This window comes from Streptomyces sp. NPDC038213 (assembly GCF_055600495.1).
Genome location: NZ_JBVJYM010000028.1, coordinates 15340 through 32423 on the forward strand (window position 1 = coordinate 15340; position 17084 = coordinate 32423).

Sequence of the window (17084 nt, forward strand, 5' to 3'; positions counted from 1 at the left end):
CTCAGGCCTCCGTGGGGGCGAGACGAGCGAGCTCGGCCTCGGTCGACTTCAGCAGGTCGTTCCAGGACTGCTCGAACTTCTCGACGCCCTCGTCTTCGAGCAGCTGAACGACATCGTCGTACGAGATGCCCAGCTCCGCGACCGCGGCGAGCTCCGCGCGGGACTGGTCGTACGTGCCGCGGACGGTGTCGCCGGAGACCTCGCCGTGGTCGGCGGTGGCCTCCAGGGTGCCCTCCGGCATGGTGTTCACCGTGCCCGGGGCGACCAGGTCCACCACGTACAGGGTGTCCTTGTACGAGGGGTCCTTGACGCCGGTGGAGGCCCACAGCGGACGCTGCTTGTTGGCCTGCGCGCGGTCCAGGGCGGCCCAGCGCTCGGAGGAGAAGACCTCCTCGAAGGCCTCGTAGGCCAGGCGGGCGTTCGCCAGGGCGGCCTTGCCCTTGAGCGCCTTGGCCGCGTCGGTGCCGATGCCGTCCAGGCGCTTGTCGATCTCGGAGTCCACGCGGGACACGAAGAAGGACGCCACGGAGTGGATCTTGGCGAGATCGAGGCCGCGCTCGCGGGCCTTCTCCAGGCCCGCCAGGTAGGCGTCCATGACCTCGCGGTAGCGCTCCAGCGAGAAGATCAGCGTGACGTTGACGCTGATGCCCAGGCCGATGACCTCGGTGATCGCCGGCAGGCCGGCCCTGGTCGCCGGGATCTTGATGAGCGTGTTGGGCCGGTCCACCAGCCAGGCCAGCTGCTTGGCCTCGGCGACGGTGGCGGCCGTGTTGTGGGCCAGACGGGGGTCGACCTCGATGGAGACCCGGCCGTCCTGGCCCTGGGTGGAGTCGTAGACCGGGCGCAGGATGTCGGCGGCGTCGCGGACGTCCGCCGTGGTGATCATCCGCAGGGCCTCGTCCACGGTGACCTTGCGGGCGGCCAGGTCGGCGAGCTGCGGGCCGTAGCCCTCGCCGCCGCTGATCGCCTTCTGGAAGATCGCCGGGTTGGTCGTGACGCCGACGACGTGCTGCTGGTCGATCAGCTCGGCGAGGTTGCCGGACGTGATGCGCTTGCGGGACAGGTCGTCCAGCCAGATCGCCACGCCCTCGTCCGAGAGGCGCTTGAGTGCGTCTGTCATGGGAATTGCATCTCCTACTTGACTTGGTACCGGCGTCAGCGCGCGGCGGCCAGGGATTCCTTGGCGGCGGCGGTCACGGCCTCGGCGGTGAACCCGAACTCGCGGAACAGCACCTTCGCGTCCGCGGAGGCACCGAAGTGCTCCAGCGAGACGATCCGGCCGGCGTCGCCCACGTAGCGGTGCCAGGTCAGGCCGATGCCCGCCTCGACCGCGACGCGCGCCTTCACCGAAGGCGGCAGGACGCTGTCCTTGTACTCCTGGTCCTGCTCCTCGAACCACTCCACCGACGGCATCGAGACCACGCGGGCCGCGATCCCCTCGGCGGCCAGCTGCTCGCGGGCGCCGACGGCCAGGTGCACCTCGGAGCCGGTGGCGACCAGCACGACCTCGGGGCTGCCGCCCTCGGCCTCGAAGAGCACGTACCCGCCCTTGGCGGCGTCCTCGTTCAGCTCGTACGTCGGCACGCCCTGGCGGGTCAGCGCCAGGCCGTGCGGGGCGCCCTTGCCGAAGACCTTGGTGTGGCGCTTGAGGATCTCGCGCCAGGCCACGACGGTCTCGTTGGCGTCGGCCGGGCGGACCACGTTCAGGCCCGGGATGGCGCGCAGCGAGGCCAGGTGCTCGACCGGCTGGTGGGTCGGGCCGTCCTCGCCGAGGCCGATGGAGTCGTGCGTCCACACGTACGTCACCGGCAGGTGCATCAGCGCGGACAGGCGCACGGCGTTGCGCATGTAGTCGGAGAACACCAGGAAGGTGCCGCCGTAGATGCGGGTGTGGCCGTGCAGCGCGATGCCGTTCATGGCCGCGGCCATGGAGTGCTCGCGGATGCCGAAGTGCACGGTGCGGCCGTACGGGTCGGCCTCCGGCAGCGGGTTGCCCACCGGCAGGAACGAGGAGTTCTTGTCGATGGTGGTGTTGTTGGAGCCGGCCAGGTCGGCCGAGCCGCCCCACAGCTCCGGGATGACCGCGCCGAGGGCGGCGAGCACCTTGCCGGAGGCGGCGCGGGTGGCGACGCCGGTGCCCGGCTCGAAGGAGGGCAGCTGCGCCTCCCAGCCCTCGGGGAGCTCGTTGGCCTGGATGCGGTCGAACTCGGCGGCGCGCCCGGGGTTGGCGCTGCGCCAGGCGGCGAGCTCCTTGTCCCATGCGGCGCGGGCCTCGCGGCCGCGGTCGCCCAGCGCGCGGGTGTGCGCGATGACGGCGTCGGAGACCTCGAAGGTCTGCTCCGGGTCGAAGCCGAGGACGCGCTTGGTGGCGGCCACCTCGTCGTCGCCGAGCGCCGAGCCGTGGGAGGCCTCGGTGCCCTGGGCGTGCGGGGCCGGCCAGGCGATGATCGAGCGGGCGGCGATGAAGGACGGGCGCCCGGTCTCCGCCTTGGCGGCCTGGAGGGCCTCGTACAGGGCCTTCGGGTCGAGGTCGCCGTTCGGCTGCTGGGCCACGCGCTGGACGTGCCAGCCGTACGCCTCGTAGCGCTTCAGGGTGTCCTCGGAGACGGCCGTCTCGGTGTCGCCCTCGATGGAGATGTGGTTGTCGTCCCACAGCAGCACGAGGTTGCCGAGCTTCTGGTGGCCGGCCAGGGAGGAGGCCTCCGCGGAGATGCCCTCCTGGAGGCAGCCGTCGCCCGCGATCACGTAGACCATGTGGTCGAAGGGGGAGGTGCCCGGGGCGGCCTCCGGGTCGAACAGGCCGCGCTCGTAGCGGGCGGCCATGGCCATGCCCACGGCGTTGGCCACGCCCTGGCCCAGCGGGCCGGTGGTGGTCTCGACGCCGGCGGTGTGGCCGTACTCCGGGTGGCCCGGGGTCTTGGAGCCCCAGGTGCGGAACGCCTTCAGGTCGTCCAGTTCGAGGCCGAACCCACCCAGGTAGAGCTGGGTGTAGAGGGTCAGCGAGGAGTGGCCCGCGGAGAGCACGAACCGGTCGCGGCCCACCCACTCGGGGTCGGCGGGGTCGTGCCGCATGACCTTCTGGAAGAGGGTGTACGCGGCCGGGGCCAGGCTCATCGCCGTGCCCGGGTGGCCGTTTCCGACCTTCTGTACGGCGTCCGCGGCCAGGACGCGGGCGGTGTCGACGGCCCGCTGGTCCAGTTCGGTCCACTCGAGCTCTGTGGTGGTCGGCTTGGTGCTCACCGTTGGTTCAGGGCTCCTCTCCACATGTCTGAACGGTCCCGGTGACGAACGGTGCACCGGCGCGATTCCGAGCCTACCCCCGCCAAGGCGTGCAGATATTCGGAGAGGTGCCGCTCTGTTACGCCCCGTCGCGCTCATTTGTTGCCGCCGCCCGGATGAGGGACTCGCCGTACATCGGCGTGCGTCCGCAGGGCGTACGCGGGCCGCCCGTCGGCCCAACACGACCCGACCCCCGCGCAGGGCCACGGAGGGGCAACGTCTAGAGTGGCGTGGTACGCGCAAGTCTTTACCGGAATCTCATGTCCGGGGCTTGCTGGGAGTCTTTCGTCAGGGGTGTGCGTGACGGCCGTCGAATCCCGTCCGGCGGGGGTGCTCGGGACCGAGATCCCCGGTCGCCGGCCGTTCGGTGCCAGGGTCATGGCTTTCGTGGCGCTGACCAAGCCGCGGATCATCGAGCTGCTGCTCATCACGACCGTTCCGGTGATGTTCCTCGCCGAACAGGGCGTGCCGTCTCTGTGGCTGGTCCTCGCGACCTGCCTGGGCGGCTACCTGTCCGCGGGCGGCGCCAATGCGCTGAACATGTACATCGACCGGGACATCGACGCGCTGATGGACCGCACCTCGCAGCGCCCGCTGGTCACCGGCATGGTCAGCCCCCGCGAGGCGCTGGTCTTCGGCATCACGCTGGGCGTGGTCTCGACCCTGTGGTTCGGACTGCTCGTCAACTGGCTGTCCGCCGCCCTCGCCCTCGGGGCACTCCTCTTCTACGTCGTGGTCTACACGATGCTGCTGAAGCGGCGCACCGCCCAGAACATCGTCTGGGGCGGCATCGCGGGCTGCATGCCGGTGCTCATCGGCTGGTCCTCGGTGAAGAACGAGGTCTCCTGGGCCGCAGTCGTCCTTTTCCTCGTCATCTTCTTCTGGACGCCGCCGCACTACTGGCCGCTGTCCATGAAGGTGAAGGACGACTACGCGCGCGTCGGCGTGCCGATGCTGCCCGTGGTGGCCGGCAACCGGGCCGTGGCCAAGCAGATCGTCCTCTACAGCTGGGTGATGGTCGCCGTCTCGCTGCTGCTCACCCCGCTCGGCTACACCGGCTGGTTCTACACCTCCGTGGCGCTGGTCGCCGGCGGCTGGTGGCTGTGGGAGGCGCACGCGCTGCAGGCGCGGGCCAAGGCCGGGGTCACCGGGGCGAAGCTCAAGGAGATGCGCCTCTTCCACTGGTCGATCACGTACGTCTCGCTGCTGTTCGTGGCGGTCGCCGTGGATCCCTTCCTCCGTTGATTACCGGCCGGTAGCATTCCTGTCATGGCAGACACCAAGCAGGAGCGCACCGCCGCCAGGCTCGCCCGGCAGATCGGCGCGTTCTCCAAGGAGCACGGCGGCGCCGAGGGGCAGCTCGCGTACATCGGACAGATGGGCACCCGGATCGTCCTCGTGGGCGCCGACGGCGGCTGGGGCGACCTCGTGGCCCCCAGCCACCCGGTGGCGCAGCTCGCCGCCGAGAAGGCCGGGCTGACCCTCCACGAGGAGTTCGACGGCGAGTTCGCCGCCAAGGTCAGGACGGGCCCGTACGAGTGGAAGCGGATGGCCGGCCTCCAGCTCGGCGGCAAGCAGTAGGACCGGTCCGGCCGCCCCGCCGGCCGGCAGGGTCACGCATCGGGCACCTGCGCGAGCAACACCTGGCGCAGGGCTCACCCGTTAGGACGTGTGGAAGAAGCAACCGCACCGTCCGCAACGGGATGCCCGGATGATCGACACGCCCTCCCTGGTGGACCAGTACTGCCACGGGGTGCTCCGCACGGAGCTGGGCCTCGGCACCTTCGAGGCCCACCTCGGCCGGGGCGCGGGCCCCGCCGCCGCGGGCACCACCTTCTTCGACACCCAGACCGGCTTCGCCGTGCGCCGCTGGTGCCCCCCGCTGCTCGGACTGGAGCCGCACTGCACTCCGGCCCGCTACCTGGCGCGCCGGCGCGAGCTCGGGGTCGCGGAGTCCGGCCGGCGGCTGCTGCGGGGCTCGGGCATCTCCACGTACCTCGTGGACACCGGACCGCCCGGGGACCTCACGGGCCCCGGCGAGCTCGCCGCCGCGGGGGAGGCGCGGGCCCACGAGATCGTCCGCCTCGAACTCCTCGCCGAGCAGGCCGCGGACACCTCGGGGACCGTGGAGTCCTTCCTCGCCAACTTCTCCGCGGCCGTGCACGCGGCCGCCGACACGGCCGTCGCCTTCACCTCGGCCGCCGCGGCGGGCTGCACCCTCGCCTTCGCCCCCGAGCCGCCCGGCCCGGGGGAGGTGCGCGGGGCCGCGGGGCGCTGGCTCGCGGCCCGGCCCAAGGGCGGCCCGGTCCGCGACCCCGTCCTGCTGCGGCACCTGCTGTGGAGCGCGGTGGCCAGCGGGCTGCCCCTCCAGCTGCACGCGGGGGCGGCGGACCCGTACGAGCGGATCGACCGTACGGACCCCACCCTGCTGACCGACTTCGTCCGGGCCACCGCGGGGCACGGGACCGACCTGGTCCTGCTGCACGGGTACCCGTACCACCGGCACGCCGCGCACCTGGCGGGGGCCTTCCCGCACGTCTACGCCGATCTGGGGCCTGCGCTCGCGCGGACCGGGGCGCGGGCCGCGGAGGTGCTCGCCGAACTGCTGGAGCTGGCGCCCTTCGGGAAGCTGCTGTTCTCCAGCGGGGGCCGGGCGCTGCCCGAACTGCACGTGGTGGGGGCCCGGGTGTTCCGGGAGGCCCTGGGCCGGGTGCTCGGCGGCTGGGTGGGCGACGGGTCCTGGTCCCGGCGCGACGCCGAACGGGTCGCCGCCATGATCGCGGCGGGCAACGCCCGGCGGGTGTACGGGCTGCCGCAGTAGGCGCCGCGGGGCGCCGTCCGGCTGTGGACGGCGCCCCGGCGGGCCTGCGGCGGGGTCAGACCCGGGACAGCTCGGGGTCGTTCTGCTGCGGGATGCCGGCCGTGGGCGCCGGGCGCTCGCGCAGGCTCAGGGCCAGCCGGAGCACCGCGATCCACACCAGGCAGGAGCCGAGCATGTGGGCGCCGACGAGCAGTTCCGGCAGCTCCGTGAAGAACTGCACGTACCCGATGGCGCCCTGCGCCAGCAGGACGAGCAGCAGGTCGCGGGCGCGCGCCCGGGTGTCGTCCGGGGCGTCCGCCACCCGCAGCACCAGCCACATCGCCAGGGCCAGCGCGCACACCAGCCACGCGGCGATCGCGTGCAGGTGCGCCGTGGACTCCCAGTCGAACGGCATCCGCTTGACCTCGCTGCTGTCCCCGGCGTGCGGGCCGGAGCCGGTCACGACCGTGCCCGCGGCGATCAGGACGAACGTCGCGGCCACCAGGGCCTGCGAGAGCCGGCGCACCGGCACGGGGACCCGCGGGCGCGGATCGGCGTCGCCCTCGCGGGTGCGCTGCCAGGTGAGGGTGGTCACCGTGATCAGGGAGGTGGCGAGCAGGAAGTGCCCCGCCACGCTGTACGGGTTGAGCCCGGTCCACACGGTGATGCCGCCGAGGACGGCGTTGGCCATCACGATGAAGAACTGCAGCCAGCCGAGGCGGGTCAGCGGACGCCGCCAGGGCGTGGCCGAACGGGCGGCGACGATGGTCCAGCCGACGGCCGCGCACAGGACGTACGTCAGCATCCGGTTGCCGAACTCGATGGCGCCGTGGACCCCCTGGGCGGGGGTCGCGAAGAGGCTGTCGTCCGTGCACTTGGGCCAGGTGTCACAGCCCAGGCCCGAACCGGTGAGCCGGACCGCGCCGCCGGTGACGACGATGACCACGCTCATGACGAGGGCGGCGAGCGCGGCACGCTGGACGGTCCGGGGCGAGGGCGTCCAGCGTCGGGCGATAAAGGCGAGGGGGGTCAACACGGGCCCTATCGTAGGCGGCCCTTTGTGCAAACTTTCACGAGGGGGTGCCCGCGGCTCCGCTTCCCGGCGCGTACATCAACCGGAAGCGGGAACCGGCCGGATCGCCCTCCTCGTGCCACCAGACGTGGATCCGCCAGTGCGCCGCCGGGCCCGGATTGTCCGGAGAGTCCAGGAAATCCCGTATCAATTCGGACCCTACGTCCTCGGCTGTACGGTTTGTCACCTCGGTGGCTCCCTGCCAGGGATGCCCCTGTACGCTCCACTCCCCGCCGGGTCCGCGGACCTCGATCCGCCAGACGGCCCGCCACGGCCAGCGGGCCAGGACCGCCGCAACCGTGTCCGCATCGAGACGCAGGCCCGCCCCGATCTCAGCGGGGGCCAGGCCCTGGATGCCGGCCGCGAGCACCGCCTGCGGAACCAGACGGTCCGGCAGCAGGCCGTCGGCGCGCAGCCGGACCAGGCTGTCGAAGGAGAGGAAGCGCAGCCGCAGTTCCAGCTGGCGGGCGAGGTGGGCCAGGGCCTCCGCGGTCTCCTGGGCGGCGTCGGCTGCGTCGGCGGTTTCGGGGTCGAGGTCCGGGTCGGGTCCGGAGGCCGGGCCGAAGCTGGGCTCTGCGGATCCCGGGCCGGAGCCGGGGGCCGGGCCGTCCGCACCGGGCAGCAGCCGGAAGTCGTGCTCCGCGGCCACCGCCCAGGCGACCGCGTCCTGCGCGTAGCCCAGTTCGGCCAGCCGGTCGGCGAGGAAGACCTTCGCCTGGGCCAGCCCGCGGCGGTTGACGGGGTCGGACCCGTCGAGCCCCAGCCACACCTCGACGGCGGCGCGGGTCTGGTCCCGGGCCCGCTCCCCGGCCGCCCGCTCCATCGGGCCGGGCCCCTCCTCGGCGGCCGGGCCGAGCGGGTAGCGGGGCAGTCGGCGGCCGTCGCTGAGCGGCCAGGCCAGCCAGACCCCGTGGTTGATGAGCCCGCGGGCGTACCAGCGGGCGTACTCGGGGGAGTGCGGGGCCGCGCTGCCCGAGTGGACGAGGGACTCCTGGGCGGCGGCCAGGGCGCCGGGGCGGTCCCCGGCGGCGAAGCGCTCCGCGGCCAGGTCGCCCAGGCGCAGCCCCAGCCGGGCGGCGCAGCCGGGGTCCTCCGCGGCGGGCCCGCGCAGGGCGCCGATCAGCGCCTCCAGCAGGCCGGTGCGTTCGGCGGGGGAGGCGTGCGCCTCCCCGGACCTGATGCGGGCCCACTGCGCGTCGAGCCGCTGTGCGGCCTCCAGCTGCCCCATGTCCACCCCCCGGCGTCGTGGTGCGCGACCTCCGTGTCCCGGAGGCGCTCCATCCTGGCGCATCCGCGCGGGCAGGTCACTACCGGCCGGTCACTTCCGGTCGGCCGGAGGCCCGCCGAACGGTCCCGGCGGGCGTGCGGGCGGCCGCAGGAGCCGATCCCGGAGGCCGTACGGGCTCCTCCCGCTACTCCCAGCGGAAGAAGCGCGCCGCCGCGCCCAGCCCGAGGACCGACCAGCCCGCGAGTACGGCGACCTCGCGCCACGGCATCCCGGCCCCCTGCTGGAGCACCTCGCGCAGCCCCTCGGACAGGGCGGCGATCGGCAGCAGGCCCAGCACCCCCTGGAGGGCCTCCGGGAAGCGGTCCAGCGGGACGATCACCCCGCCGCCCACCAGGAGCAGCAGGAAGACCAGGTTGGCGGCGGCCAGGGTGACCTCGGCCTTCAGGGTGCCCGCCATCAGCAGGCCCAGCCCGGAGAAGGCGGCCGTACCGGCCAGGACGAGCACCGCCACCGGCAGCGGCCCGCCCTGCGGGGACCAGCCCAGCGCGAAGGCGATGGCGGTCAGCAGGGCGATCTGGAGCACCTCGGTGACCAGCACCGACAGGGTCTTGGCGGCCATCAGCGCCCAGCGGGGCAGCGGGGAGGCGCCGAGCCGCTTGAGGATCCCGTACCGCCGGTCGAAGCCGGTGGCGATGGCCTGGCCGGTGAAGGCCGTGGACATCACGGCGAGCGCGAGCACGCCCGGCGCGAGGAAGTCCACGGCCCTGCCGGACCCGTCCCCGCCCGTGGGCAGGGAGACGATGTCGACGGTGGAGAACAGCACCAGCAGCAGGGCCGGGATCACCACGGTCAGAAGCAGCTGCTCGCCGTTGCGCAGCAGCATCCGGGTCTCCAGCGCGGTCTGCGCGGCGATCATGCGGGTGACGGGGGCCGCGCCCGGCCTGGGGGCGAACGTGCCGGCGCTCATGCGCGCAGCTCCTTACCGGTCAGTTCGAGGAAGACGTCCTCCAGGGTGTGCCGCTCCACGGAGAGGCTGTCCGGCATGACGCCGTGCTGGGCGCACCAGGAGGCGACGGTGGCCAGCAGCTGGGGGTCCACGCCGCCGGTGACGCGGTAGCTGCCGGGGGTGAGCTCGACCGCCCCGGTGCCGTCGGGCAGGGCCTTGAGCAGGGAGGCCAGGTCGAGGGCCGGGCGGCCGGTGAAGCGCAGGGTGTTCTCGGCCCCGCCGCGGCACAGCGCCTCGGGGCTGCCCTGGACGACGACCCGGCCGGCGTCCACGATCGCGACCTCGTCGGCGAGCTGCTCGGCCTCGTCCATGTGGTGGGTGGTGAGCACGACGGTGACCCCGTCGGCGCGCAGCTCCCGTACGAGCTCCCAGGTGGCCCGGCGGGCCTGGGGGTCCAGACCGGCCGTGGGCTCGTCGAGGAAGACCAGCTCGGGGCGGCCCACCACGGCCATGGCCAGGGACAGGCGCTGCTGCTGGCCGCCGGAGAGCCGGCGGTAGGGGGTGCGGCCGCAGCCGCCCAGCCCGAGGCGCTCGACGAGCGGGGCGACGGGCAGGGGGTCGGCGTAGAGCTTGGCCATGTGGGTGAGCATCTCGACCGCGCGGGCGCCGGAGTAGACCCCGCCGGACTGGAGCATCACGCCGATCCGGGGACGCAGCCGGGCGGCGTCGGCGACCGGGTCGAGGCCCAGGACGTGGACGGTGCCGGCGTCGGGGCGGCGGTAGCCCTCGGCGGTCTCGACGGTGGTGGTCTTGCCCGCGCCGTTGGGCCCGAGGACCGCGGTCACCGAGCCGCCGGCGACCGTGAGGTCCAGCCCGTCCACCGCGGTCTCGGCGCCGTACCGCTTCACCAGTCCGCGGATCTCCACGGCGGGGTCGTAACTCATGCGGGCGAGTCTACGGAGCGCGCGGGGGGCCGGAGGTCCCGGGGGGCGCCGGGGCCCGGGGCCCTTATGTCATGACTTTTTCCCGTCGGACGGGGCCGCCGGGAACCCTAGCGTCGAAAGGGTGAACAGCATCGCGCAGAACGTCGACACCACCTCGGGGCTGGCCGAGCACAAGGCCCGGGACCTGGCGCACCCGCCGCGCTACCTGGTCTCGGCGATGCTGGCGGGGGCGTACATCGCGATCGGCGAGGTGCTGCTGCTGGTGGCGGTCTCGCCGTTCGTGGCCTCCGGGTCGGCGGCCACGCGGCTGCTGGAGGGGGCGGTCTTCCCGATCGCGCTGACGATCGTGATGTTCGCCGGGGCGCAGCTCTTCACGAGCAACGTGATGGTCATGCTGGTGGGGGCGCTGACCGGCCGGACCGGGATCAGGGACCTGCTGGGCAGCTGGGCCCTCTCCCTGGTCGGGAACCTGGCGGGGGCCTTCGCCTTCGGGGCGATGGTGCACGCCTCCGGGGTGGCCTCCTCGCCCTCCGCGCGGGCCATGCTCGCCGAGATGGTGCACGGGAAGGCGGCGCTCAGCGGGGGGCAGCTCTTCTGGCGCGGGGTGCTCTGCAACATGCTCGTCTGCCTGGCGGTGTGGATGTTCTCCCGGGCCAGGGGCGATGCCGCGAAGATCTTCGTGCTGTGGCTGCCCGTGGCGGTCTTCGTCGCCGTGGGTTTCGAACACTGCGTGGCGAACATGGCCGTTTTCAGCATGGCCGTCCTGGACGGTTCGGCGTCTTTCGGTGACCTCCTGCGGAACCTCTTCTACGTGGTGCCCGGAAACATCGTGGGCGGAGGACTGCTGGTGGGGGCCGTGTACTGGTTCGCGGGGGGCTCCAGCAGGCCCGAGGGGGAGGCCCGCCGGACAACCGGAATGCCATGATCCGAATAACTCTCCGTAGACAAATAAGGTAACCCTTAGTGATAGAGGACACCAGGAGTGGCCTCCGTCACGGCTTGTCGGGGCTCGACTAATTACGCAACAATGGCGTTGTGAAAAACGGCGAACGGATGATCGAGGCCCCCCAGGGGGAGCTCGCCACCGGGGAGCGGTCGACCCGCAACCGGGTGGTGCGCTCGATCCTCGACAACGGCCCGTCCACCGTCGCCGACCTCGCCGAGCGCCTGCGCCTCACCCAGGCGGCCGTCCGCCGCCACCTCGACGCGCTCGTCGCCGAGGACGTGGTCGAAGCCCGCGAGAAGCGCGTGTACGGCGCCCGCACCCGGGGCCGGCCCGCCAAGGTCTTCGCCCTCACGGACTGCGGGCGCGAGACCTTCGACCAGTCCTACGACGCGCTCGCCGCGGACGCCCTGCGCTGGATCGCGCAGGCGGCCGGCGGCGGGGAGCAGGGCGAAGCGGCCGTCGCCGCCTTCGCCCGCGCCAGGCTGGCGACCCAGGCCGAGGCCTACCGGGAGGCCGTGGAAGCGGCCGCCCCCGCACAGCGCACCGAGGCCCTTGCCAAGGCGTTGACCGCGGACGGGTACGCTGCTACGGCGCGCAGCGCTCCCGGTCCGCGCAGCGGAGAACAGCTCTGCCAGCACCACTGCCCGGTCGCGCACGTAGCCGAGCAGTTCCCGCAGCTGTGCGAGGCGGAGACCGAGGTCTTCTCCCGCCTGCTCGGGACGCACGTGCAGCGTCTGGCCACCATCGCCCACGGCGACGGGGTGTGCACGACGTTCATTCCGCGAAGCGCCGCACAGACCACCACACCAGCATCTGCAAGCACGGCCGGGAGGAACCCCGCATGACCACGGAGACTGCTCACCCTGAACTCGAGGGTCTGGGCAAGTACGAGTACGGCTGGGCCGACTCCGACGCGGCCGGCGCCGCCGCCAAGCGCGGTCTGAACGAGGATGTCGTCCGCGACATCTCGGCCAAGAAGAACGAGCCCGAGTGGATGCTCAACCTCCGCCTCAAGGGCCTGCGCCTCTTCGGCAAGAAGCCGATGCCGACCTGGGGCTCCGACCTCTCGGGCATCGACTTCGACAACATCAAGTACTTCGTGCGCTCCACCGAGAAGCAGGCCGCTTCCTGGGAGGACCTGCCCGAGGACATCAAGAACACGTACGACAAGCTCGGCATCCCGGAGGCGGAGAAGCAGCGCCTCGTCGCCGGTGTCGCGGCCCAGTACGAGTCCGAGGTCGTCTACCACCAGATCCGCGAGGACCTGGAGGAGCAGGGCGTCATCTTCGTCGACACCGACACCGCGCTGAAGGAGCACGAGGAGCTCTTCAAGGAGTACTTCGGCACCGTCATCCCGGTCGGCGACAACAAGTTCGCCTCGCTGAACACCGCCGTGTGGTCGGGCGGCTCCTTCATCTACGTGCCCAAGGGCGTGCAGGTGGAGATCCCGCTCCAGGCCTACTTCCGCATCAACACGGAGAACATGGGCCAGTTCGAGCGGACGCTGATCATCGTCGACGAGGACGCGTACGTCCACTACGTCGAGGGCTGCACCGCCCCGATCTACTCCTCGGACTCGCTGCACTCCGCCGTGGTCGAGATCATCGTGAAGAAGGGCGGCCGCTGCCGCTACACGACGATCCAGAACTGGTCGAACAACGTCTACAACCTGGTCACCAAGCGCGCCGTGGCGTACGAGGGCGCGACCATGGAGTGGATCGACGGCAACATCGGCTCCAAGGTCACCATGAAGTACCCGGCCGTCTACCTGATGGGCGAGCACGCCAAGGGCGAGACCCTGTCCATCGCCTTCGCGGGCGAGGGCCAGCACCAGGACGCCGGCTCCAAGATGGTCCACATGGCGCCGAACACCTCCTCGAACATCGTCTCCAAGTCGGTGGCGCGCGGCGGCGGCCGCACCTCCTACCGCGGCCTGGTCGAGATCGGCGAGGGCGCCGCGGGCTCCAAGAGCAACGTGCTCTGCGACGCCCTGCTCGTGGACACCATCTCCCGCTCGGACACGTACCCGTACGTGGACGTCCGCGAGGACGACGTGACCATGGGCCACGAGGCCACCGTCTCCAAGGTCTCCGACGACCAGCTCTTCTACCTGATGCAGCGCGGGCTCACCGAGTTCGAGGCCATGGCCATGATCGTGCGCGGCTTCGTCGAGCCGATCGCCAAGGAGCTGCCGATGGAGTACGCGCTGGAGCTCAACCGGCTGATCGAGCTGCAGATGGAGGGCTCCGTCGGCTGATCCGCCGACGGCCCGACACCCGCAGCACAGCGACGATTCTGTAGACGTAGGAAGAGAGCAAGACGACAGCCATGGCTGAGGCTCAGAACATTCCGGCCGGTTCCACGACGGCCGGCGCGATCGCGGTGGCCGCCGAGTCCACCGTCGCCACCCGGATGAGCGCGCCCCCGTCCTTCGACGTGGCCGACTTCCCCGTGCCCCACGGCCGCGAGGAGGAGTGGCGCTTCACCCCGCTGGAGCGCCTGCGCGGCCTGCACGACGGCACCGCCGTCGCCAACGGCACCATGAAGGCCCAGATCGACGCCCCCGAGGGCGTCACCGTCGAGTCCGTGGACCGCGGCGACGAGCGCATCGGCAAGGCCGGCAAGCCGGTCGACCGCGTCTCGGCGCAGGCGTTCTCCTCCTTCGCCAAGGCCACCGTCGTCACGGTGCCCAAGGAGACCGTGCTCGCCGAGCCGATCCGCGTGGCCCTGCACGGCGAGGGCGGCACGACCTTCGGGCACACCGTCTTCGACGTCAAGCCCTTCGCCGAGGCGATCATCGTGATCGACCACACCGGCGACGGCGTGCGCGCCGCCAACGTCGACATCCTCGTCGGCGACGGCGCCAAGGTCACCTTCGTGTCCGTGCAGGACTGGGACGACACCGCCGTCCACACCTCGCAGCACAACGCCCTCGTCGGCCGCGACGCGACCTTCAAGTCCGTCGTGGTCACCTTCGGCGGCGACCTGGTGCGCCTGCACCCGCGCGTCTCCTACGCCGGCCCCGGCGGCGAGGCCGAGATGCTCGGCGTGTACTTCACCGACGCGGGCCAGCACCAGGAGCACCGCCTCCTGGTCACCCACGACGCCCCGCACTGCAAGTCCAACGTGGTCTACAAGGGCGCCCTCCAGGGCGAGGCCGCCCACGCCGTGTGGATCGGCGACGTCCTCATCGAGAAGACCGCCGAGGGCACCGACACGTACGAGATGAACCGCAACCTCGTCCTCACCGACGGCGCGCGGGTCGACTCGGTCCCCAACCTGGAGATCGAGACCGGCGAGATCGTCGGCGCCGGCCACGCCTCCGCCACCGGCCGCTTCGACGACGAGCAGCTCTTCTACCTCCAGGCCCGCGGCATCCCGGCCGACGAGGCCCGCCGCCTGGTCGTGCGCGGCTTCTTCGCCGAGCTCGTCCAGCAGATCGGCGTGGACGACATCGAGGAGCGCCTGATCGCCAAGATCGAGGCCGAGCTGGAAGCGTCCGTCTGATGACGTACGTGAAGGCCTGCGCGCTGAGCGAGCTGAGCGAGAACACCCCGCTGCGGGTGGAGCTCGACGGCACGCCGGTGTCCGTCGTCTCCACCGAGGGCGAGGTGTTCGCGATCCACGACATCTGCTCGCACGCGAACGTCTCGCTCTCGGAGGGCGAGGTCGAGGACTGCCAGATCGAGTGCTGGCTCCACGGATCCGCCTTCGACCTGCGCACCGGCAAGCCCTCGGGCCTGCCCGCCACGCGCCCTGTTCCCGTATACCCCGTAAAGATCGAAGGGGACGATGTGCTCGTCTCCCTCTCCCAGGAGTCCTGAGGCACCCATGGCTACGCTTGAAATCCACGACCTGCACGTCTCCGTCGAGACCGAGAACGGCTCCCGCGAGATCCTCAAGGGCGTCGACCTCACCGTGAAGCAGGGCGAGACGCACGCCATCATGGGCCCCAACGGCTCCGGCAAGTCCACCCTGGCGTACTCCCTCGCCGGCCACCCGAAGTACACGGTCACGGGCGGCACCGTCACCCTCGACGGCGAGGACGTCCTGGAGATGGAGGTCGACGAGCGCGCCCGCGCCGGCGTCTTCCTCGCCATGCAGTACCCGGTCGAGGTCCCCGGCGTCTCGGTCTCCAACTTCCTGCGCACCTCCGCCACCGCGATCCGCGGCGAGGCCCCCAAGCTGCGCACCTGGGTCAAGGAGGTCAAGGAGGCCATGGAGCAGCTGTCCATGGACCCCTCCTTCGCCGAGCGCAACGTCAACGAGGGCTTCTCCGGCGGTGAGAAGAAGCGCCACGAGATCCTCCAGCTGGAGCTCCTCAAGCCGAAGATCGCGATCCTCGACGAGACCGACTCCGGCCTCGACGTCGACGCCCTGCGCATCGTCTCCGAGGGCGTCAACCGCGTCCGCGAGTCCGGCGAGGTCGGCACCCTGCTGATCACCCACTACACGCGCATCCTGCGCTACATCAAGCCCGACTTCGTGCACGTGTTCGCGAACGGCCGCATCGCCGAGTCCGGCGGCGCCGAGCTCGCCGACCAGCTGGAGGCCGAGGGCTACGACAAGTACGTGAAGGGTGGCGTGACCGCGTGACGCAGCTGCCCGGCCTCCTCGACATCGAGGCGATCCGCAAGGACTTCCCCCTGCTGGATCGTGTGGTCCACGACGGGAAGAAGATCGTCTACCTGGACTCGGCGGCGACCTCGCAGAAGCCGCGTCAGGTGCTCGACGCCCTGAACGAGTACTACGAGCGGCACAACGCCAACGTCCACCGTGGCGTGTACGTGGTCGCCGAGGAGGCCACGGCACTGTACGAAGGCGCCCGCGACAAGGTCGCCGCCTTCATCAACGCGCCGAGCCGCGACGAGGTGATCTTCACCAAGAACGCCTCCGAGTCGCTCAACCTCGTGGCCAACATGCTCGGCTGGGCCGAGGAGCCCTACCGGGTCGACCACGAGACCGAGATCGCCATCACGGAGATGGAGCACCACTCCAACATCGTGCCGTGGCAGCTGCTCTCGCAGCGCACGGGCGCGAAGCTGAAGTGGTTCGGCCTCACCGACGACGGCCGGCTCGACCTGTCGAACATGGAAGAGGTCATCACGGAGAAGACGAAGATCGTCTCCTTCGCGCTGGTCTCCAACCTGCTCGGCACGGTCAACCCCGTCGAGGCGATCGTCCGGCGTGCGCAGGAGGTCGGCGCCCTGGTGCTGATCGACGCCTCGCAGGCCGCCCCGCACATGCCGCTGGACGTGCAGGCCCTCGGCGCCGACTTCGTGGCCTTCACCGGCCACAAGATGTGCGGCCCGACCGGCATCGGCGTCCTGTGGGGCCGCCAGGAGCTGCTGGAGGACCTGCCCCCGTTCCTCGGCGGCGGCGAGATGATCGAGACCGTCTCGATGCACTCCTCCACGTACGCCCCCGCGCCGCACAAGTTCGAGGCGGGTACGCCCCCGATCGCCCAGGCCGTCGGCCTCGGCGCGGCCGTGGACTACCTGACCTCGGTGGGCATGGAGAAGATCGCCGCGCACGAGCACGCGATCACGGAGTACGCCCTCAAGCGGCTCCAGGAGGTCCCGGACCTGCGGATCATCGGCCCCACCACGGCCGAGGACCGCGGCGCCGCGCTCTCCTTCGTACTCGGCGACATCCACCCGCACGACGTCGGCCAGGTCCTGGACGAGCAGGGCATCGCGGTCCGCGTGGGACACCACTGCGCGCGCCCGGTCTGCCTGCGGTACGGAATTCCTGCGACCACGCGGGCGTCGTTCTACCTGTACAACTCTCCGGCCGAGGTCGACGCGCTCGTCGACGGGCTGGAGCACGTACGGAACTTCTTCGGATAACGAGGGCGACGAGGCGACGA

The 17084-nt window shown here is 71.6% G+C and carries 16 protein-coding genes; 10 read left to right on the forward strand and 6 right to left on the reverse strand.

The window, feature by feature from the left end; translation table 11 throughout:
• Position 1: 1 nt before the first annotated feature.
• Both tal and tkt read right to left on the reverse strand, forming a co-directional pair.
• Positions 2-1120, reverse strand: a complete 1119-nt coding sequence (tal, locus tag ACZ7JZ_RS28445) for a transaldolase (RefSeq protein WP_470944103.1) — start codon at positions 1118-1120, stop codon at positions 2-4.
• A gap of 35 nt (positions 1121-1155) precedes the next feature.
• The gene (tkt, locus tag ACZ7JZ_RS28450; protein WP_470944106.1) at positions 1156-3240 is read right to left on the reverse strand and encodes a transketolase; all 2085 of its coding nucleotides are present in this window, start codon (positions 3238-3240) and stop codon (positions 1156-1158) included.
• Between the two features lie 333 nt (positions 3241-3573).
• On the opposite strand from tkt, the gene ACZ7JZ_RS28455 reads away from it, so the two are divergent.
• The 3 genes from ACZ7JZ_RS28455 to ACZ7JZ_RS28465 all read left to right on the forward strand — a co-directional run bounded on the left by ACZ7JZ_RS28455 (position 3574) and on the right by ACZ7JZ_RS28465 (position 6100).
• Complete coding sequence (locus ACZ7JZ_RS28455; RefSeq protein WP_470944109.1) at positions 3574-4524, forward strand: heme o synthase; 951 nt, start codon at positions 3574-3576, stop codon at positions 4522-4524.
• 24 nt (positions 4525-4548) lie between these two features.
• On the forward strand, positions 4549-4860 hold the full coding sequence (locus tag ACZ7JZ_RS28460) for a hypothetical protein (protein WP_470944111.1): 312 nt from the start codon (positions 4549-4551) through the stop codon (positions 4858-4860).
• Between the two features lie 130 nt (positions 4861-4990).
• Positions 4991-6100 (forward strand): amidohydrolase family protein, encoded by a 1110-nt coding sequence (locus ACZ7JZ_RS28465; protein ID WP_470944113.1) that lies wholly within the window; start codon positions 4991-4993, stop codon positions 6098-6100.
• A 55-nt stretch (positions 6101-6155) separates the two neighbouring features.
• Here ACZ7JZ_RS28465 and ACZ7JZ_RS28470 read toward each other — a convergent pair whose 3' ends face one another.
• The 4 genes from ACZ7JZ_RS28470 to ACZ7JZ_RS28485 form a co-directional block, all read right to left on the reverse strand.
• Positions 6156-7145 (reverse strand): COX15/CtaA family protein, encoded by a 990-nt coding sequence (locus ACZ7JZ_RS28470; RefSeq protein ID WP_470944116.1) that lies wholly within the window; start codon positions 7143-7145, stop codon positions 6156-6158.
• A gap of 4 nt (positions 7146-7149) precedes the next feature.
• Positions 7150-8379, reverse strand: a complete 1230-nt coding sequence (locus ACZ7JZ_RS28475; RefSeq protein WP_470944118.1) for a hypothetical protein — start codon at positions 8377-8379, stop codon at positions 7150-7152.
• A 184-nt stretch (positions 8380-8563) separates the two neighbouring features.
• A complete protein-coding gene (locus ACZ7JZ_RS28480; protein ID WP_470944120.1) occupies positions 8564-9346 on the reverse strand; it encodes an ABC transporter permease in 783 nt (260 codons plus the stop codon).
• Positions 9343-10269, reverse strand: a complete 927-nt coding sequence (locus ACZ7JZ_RS28485) for an ABC transporter ATP-binding protein (protein WP_470944122.1) — start codon at positions 10267-10269, stop codon at positions 9343-9345. Before ACZ7JZ_RS28485 ends, ACZ7JZ_RS28480 begins: the two co-directional genes overlap by 4 nt.
• Positions 10270-10390: 121 nt before the next feature.
• Here ACZ7JZ_RS28485 and ACZ7JZ_RS28490 point away from each other — a divergent pair, with 121 nt between their 5' ends.
• The 7 genes from ACZ7JZ_RS28490 (at position 10391) to ACZ7JZ_RS28520 (ending at position 17064) form a co-directional block, all read left to right on the forward strand.
• Positions 10391-11194 (forward strand): formate/nitrite transporter family protein, encoded by an 804-nt coding sequence (locus ACZ7JZ_RS28490; protein WP_470944125.1) that lies wholly within the window; start codon positions 10391-10393, stop codon positions 11192-11194.
• A 128-nt stretch (positions 11195-11322) separates the two neighbouring features.
• The gene (locus ACZ7JZ_RS28495; protein ID WP_470944277.1) at positions 11323-12060 is read left to right on the forward strand and encodes a helix-turn-helix transcriptional regulator; all 738 of its coding nucleotides are present in this window, start codon (positions 11323-11325) and stop codon (positions 12058-12060) included.
• On the forward strand, positions 12057-13472 hold the full coding sequence (sufB, locus tag ACZ7JZ_RS28500; protein ID WP_470944127.1) for a Fe-S cluster assembly protein SufB: 1416 nt from the start codon (positions 12057-12059) through the stop codon (positions 13470-13472). The genes ACZ7JZ_RS28495 and sufB overlap by 4 nt, the downstream gene beginning before the upstream one ends.
• A 71-nt stretch (positions 13473-13543) precedes the next feature.
• Positions 13544-14722 (forward strand): Fe-S cluster assembly protein SufD, encoded by a 1179-nt coding sequence (sufD, locus tag ACZ7JZ_RS28505; protein WP_470944130.1) that lies wholly within the window; start codon positions 13544-13546, stop codon positions 14720-14722.
• Positions 14722-15039, forward strand: coding sequence for a bifunctional 3-phenylpropionate/cinnamic acid dioxygenase ferredoxin subunit (locus tag ACZ7JZ_RS28510; protein WP_470944133.1), 318 nt, complete (start codon positions 14722-14724; stop codon positions 15037-15039). The genes sufD and ACZ7JZ_RS28510 overlap by 1 nt, the downstream gene beginning before the upstream one ends.
• A gap of 7 nt (positions 15040-15046) precedes the next feature.
• Positions 15047-15811 carry a Fe-S cluster assembly ATPase SufC gene (gene sufC / locus ACZ7JZ_RS28515; protein WP_470944135.1) on the forward strand — a complete coding sequence of 255 codons (765 nt, stop codon included), beginning with the start codon at positions 15047-15049 and terminating at the stop codon, positions 15809-15811.
• Complete coding sequence (locus ACZ7JZ_RS28520; RefSeq protein WP_470944137.1) at positions 15808-17064, forward strand: cysteine desulfurase; 1257 nt, start codon at positions 15808-15810, stop codon at positions 17062-17064. Before sufC ends, ACZ7JZ_RS28520 begins: the two co-directional genes overlap by 4 nt.
• Positions 17065-17084: the final 20 nt, after the last annotated feature.

Excerpts from the sequence above, each read along its gene's own strand:
- tal (WP_470944103.1), bottom strand. The coding sequence starts at position 1,120 with ATGACAGACGCACTCAAGCGCCTCTCGGACGAGGGCGTGGCGATCTGG.
- ACZ7JZ_RS28460 (WP_470944111.1), top strand. The coding sequence starts at position 4,549 with ATGGCAGACACCAAGCAGGAGCGCACCGCCGCCAGGCTCGCCCGGCAG.
- ACZ7JZ_RS28465 (WP_470944113.1), top strand. The coding sequence starts at position 4,991 with ATGATCGACACGCCCTCCCTGGTGGACCAGTACTGCCACGGGGTGCTC.
- ACZ7JZ_RS28475 (WP_470944118.1), bottom strand. The coding sequence starts at position 8,379 with ATGGGGCAGCTGGAGGCCGCACAGCGGCTCGACGCGCAGTGGGCCCGC.
- ACZ7JZ_RS28480 (WP_470944120.1), bottom strand. The coding sequence starts at position 9,346 with ATGAGCGCCGGCACGTTCGCCCCCAGGCCGGGCGCGGCCCCCGTCACC.
- ACZ7JZ_RS28485 (WP_470944122.1), bottom strand. The coding sequence starts at position 10,269 with ATGAGTTACGACCCCGCCGTGGAGATCCGCGGACTGGTGAAGCGGTAC.
- ACZ7JZ_RS28495 (WP_470944277.1), top strand. The coding sequence starts at position 11,323 with ATGATCGAGGCCCCCCAGGGGGAGCTCGCCACCGGGGAGCGGTCGACC.
- sufB (WP_470944127.1), top strand. The coding sequence starts at position 12,057 with ATGACCACGGAGACTGCTCACCCTGAACTCGAGGGTCTGGGCAAGTAC.
- sufD (WP_470944130.1), top strand. The coding sequence starts at position 13,544 with ATGGCTGAGGCTCAGAACATTCCGGCCGGTTCCACGACGGCCGGCGCG.
- ACZ7JZ_RS28510 (WP_470944133.1), top strand. The coding sequence starts at position 14,722 with ATGACGTACGTGAAGGCCTGCGCGCTGAGCGAGCTGAGCGAGAACACC.
- sufC (WP_470944135.1), top strand. The coding sequence starts at position 15,047 with ATGGCTACGCTTGAAATCCACGACCTGCACGTCTCCGTCGAGACCGAG.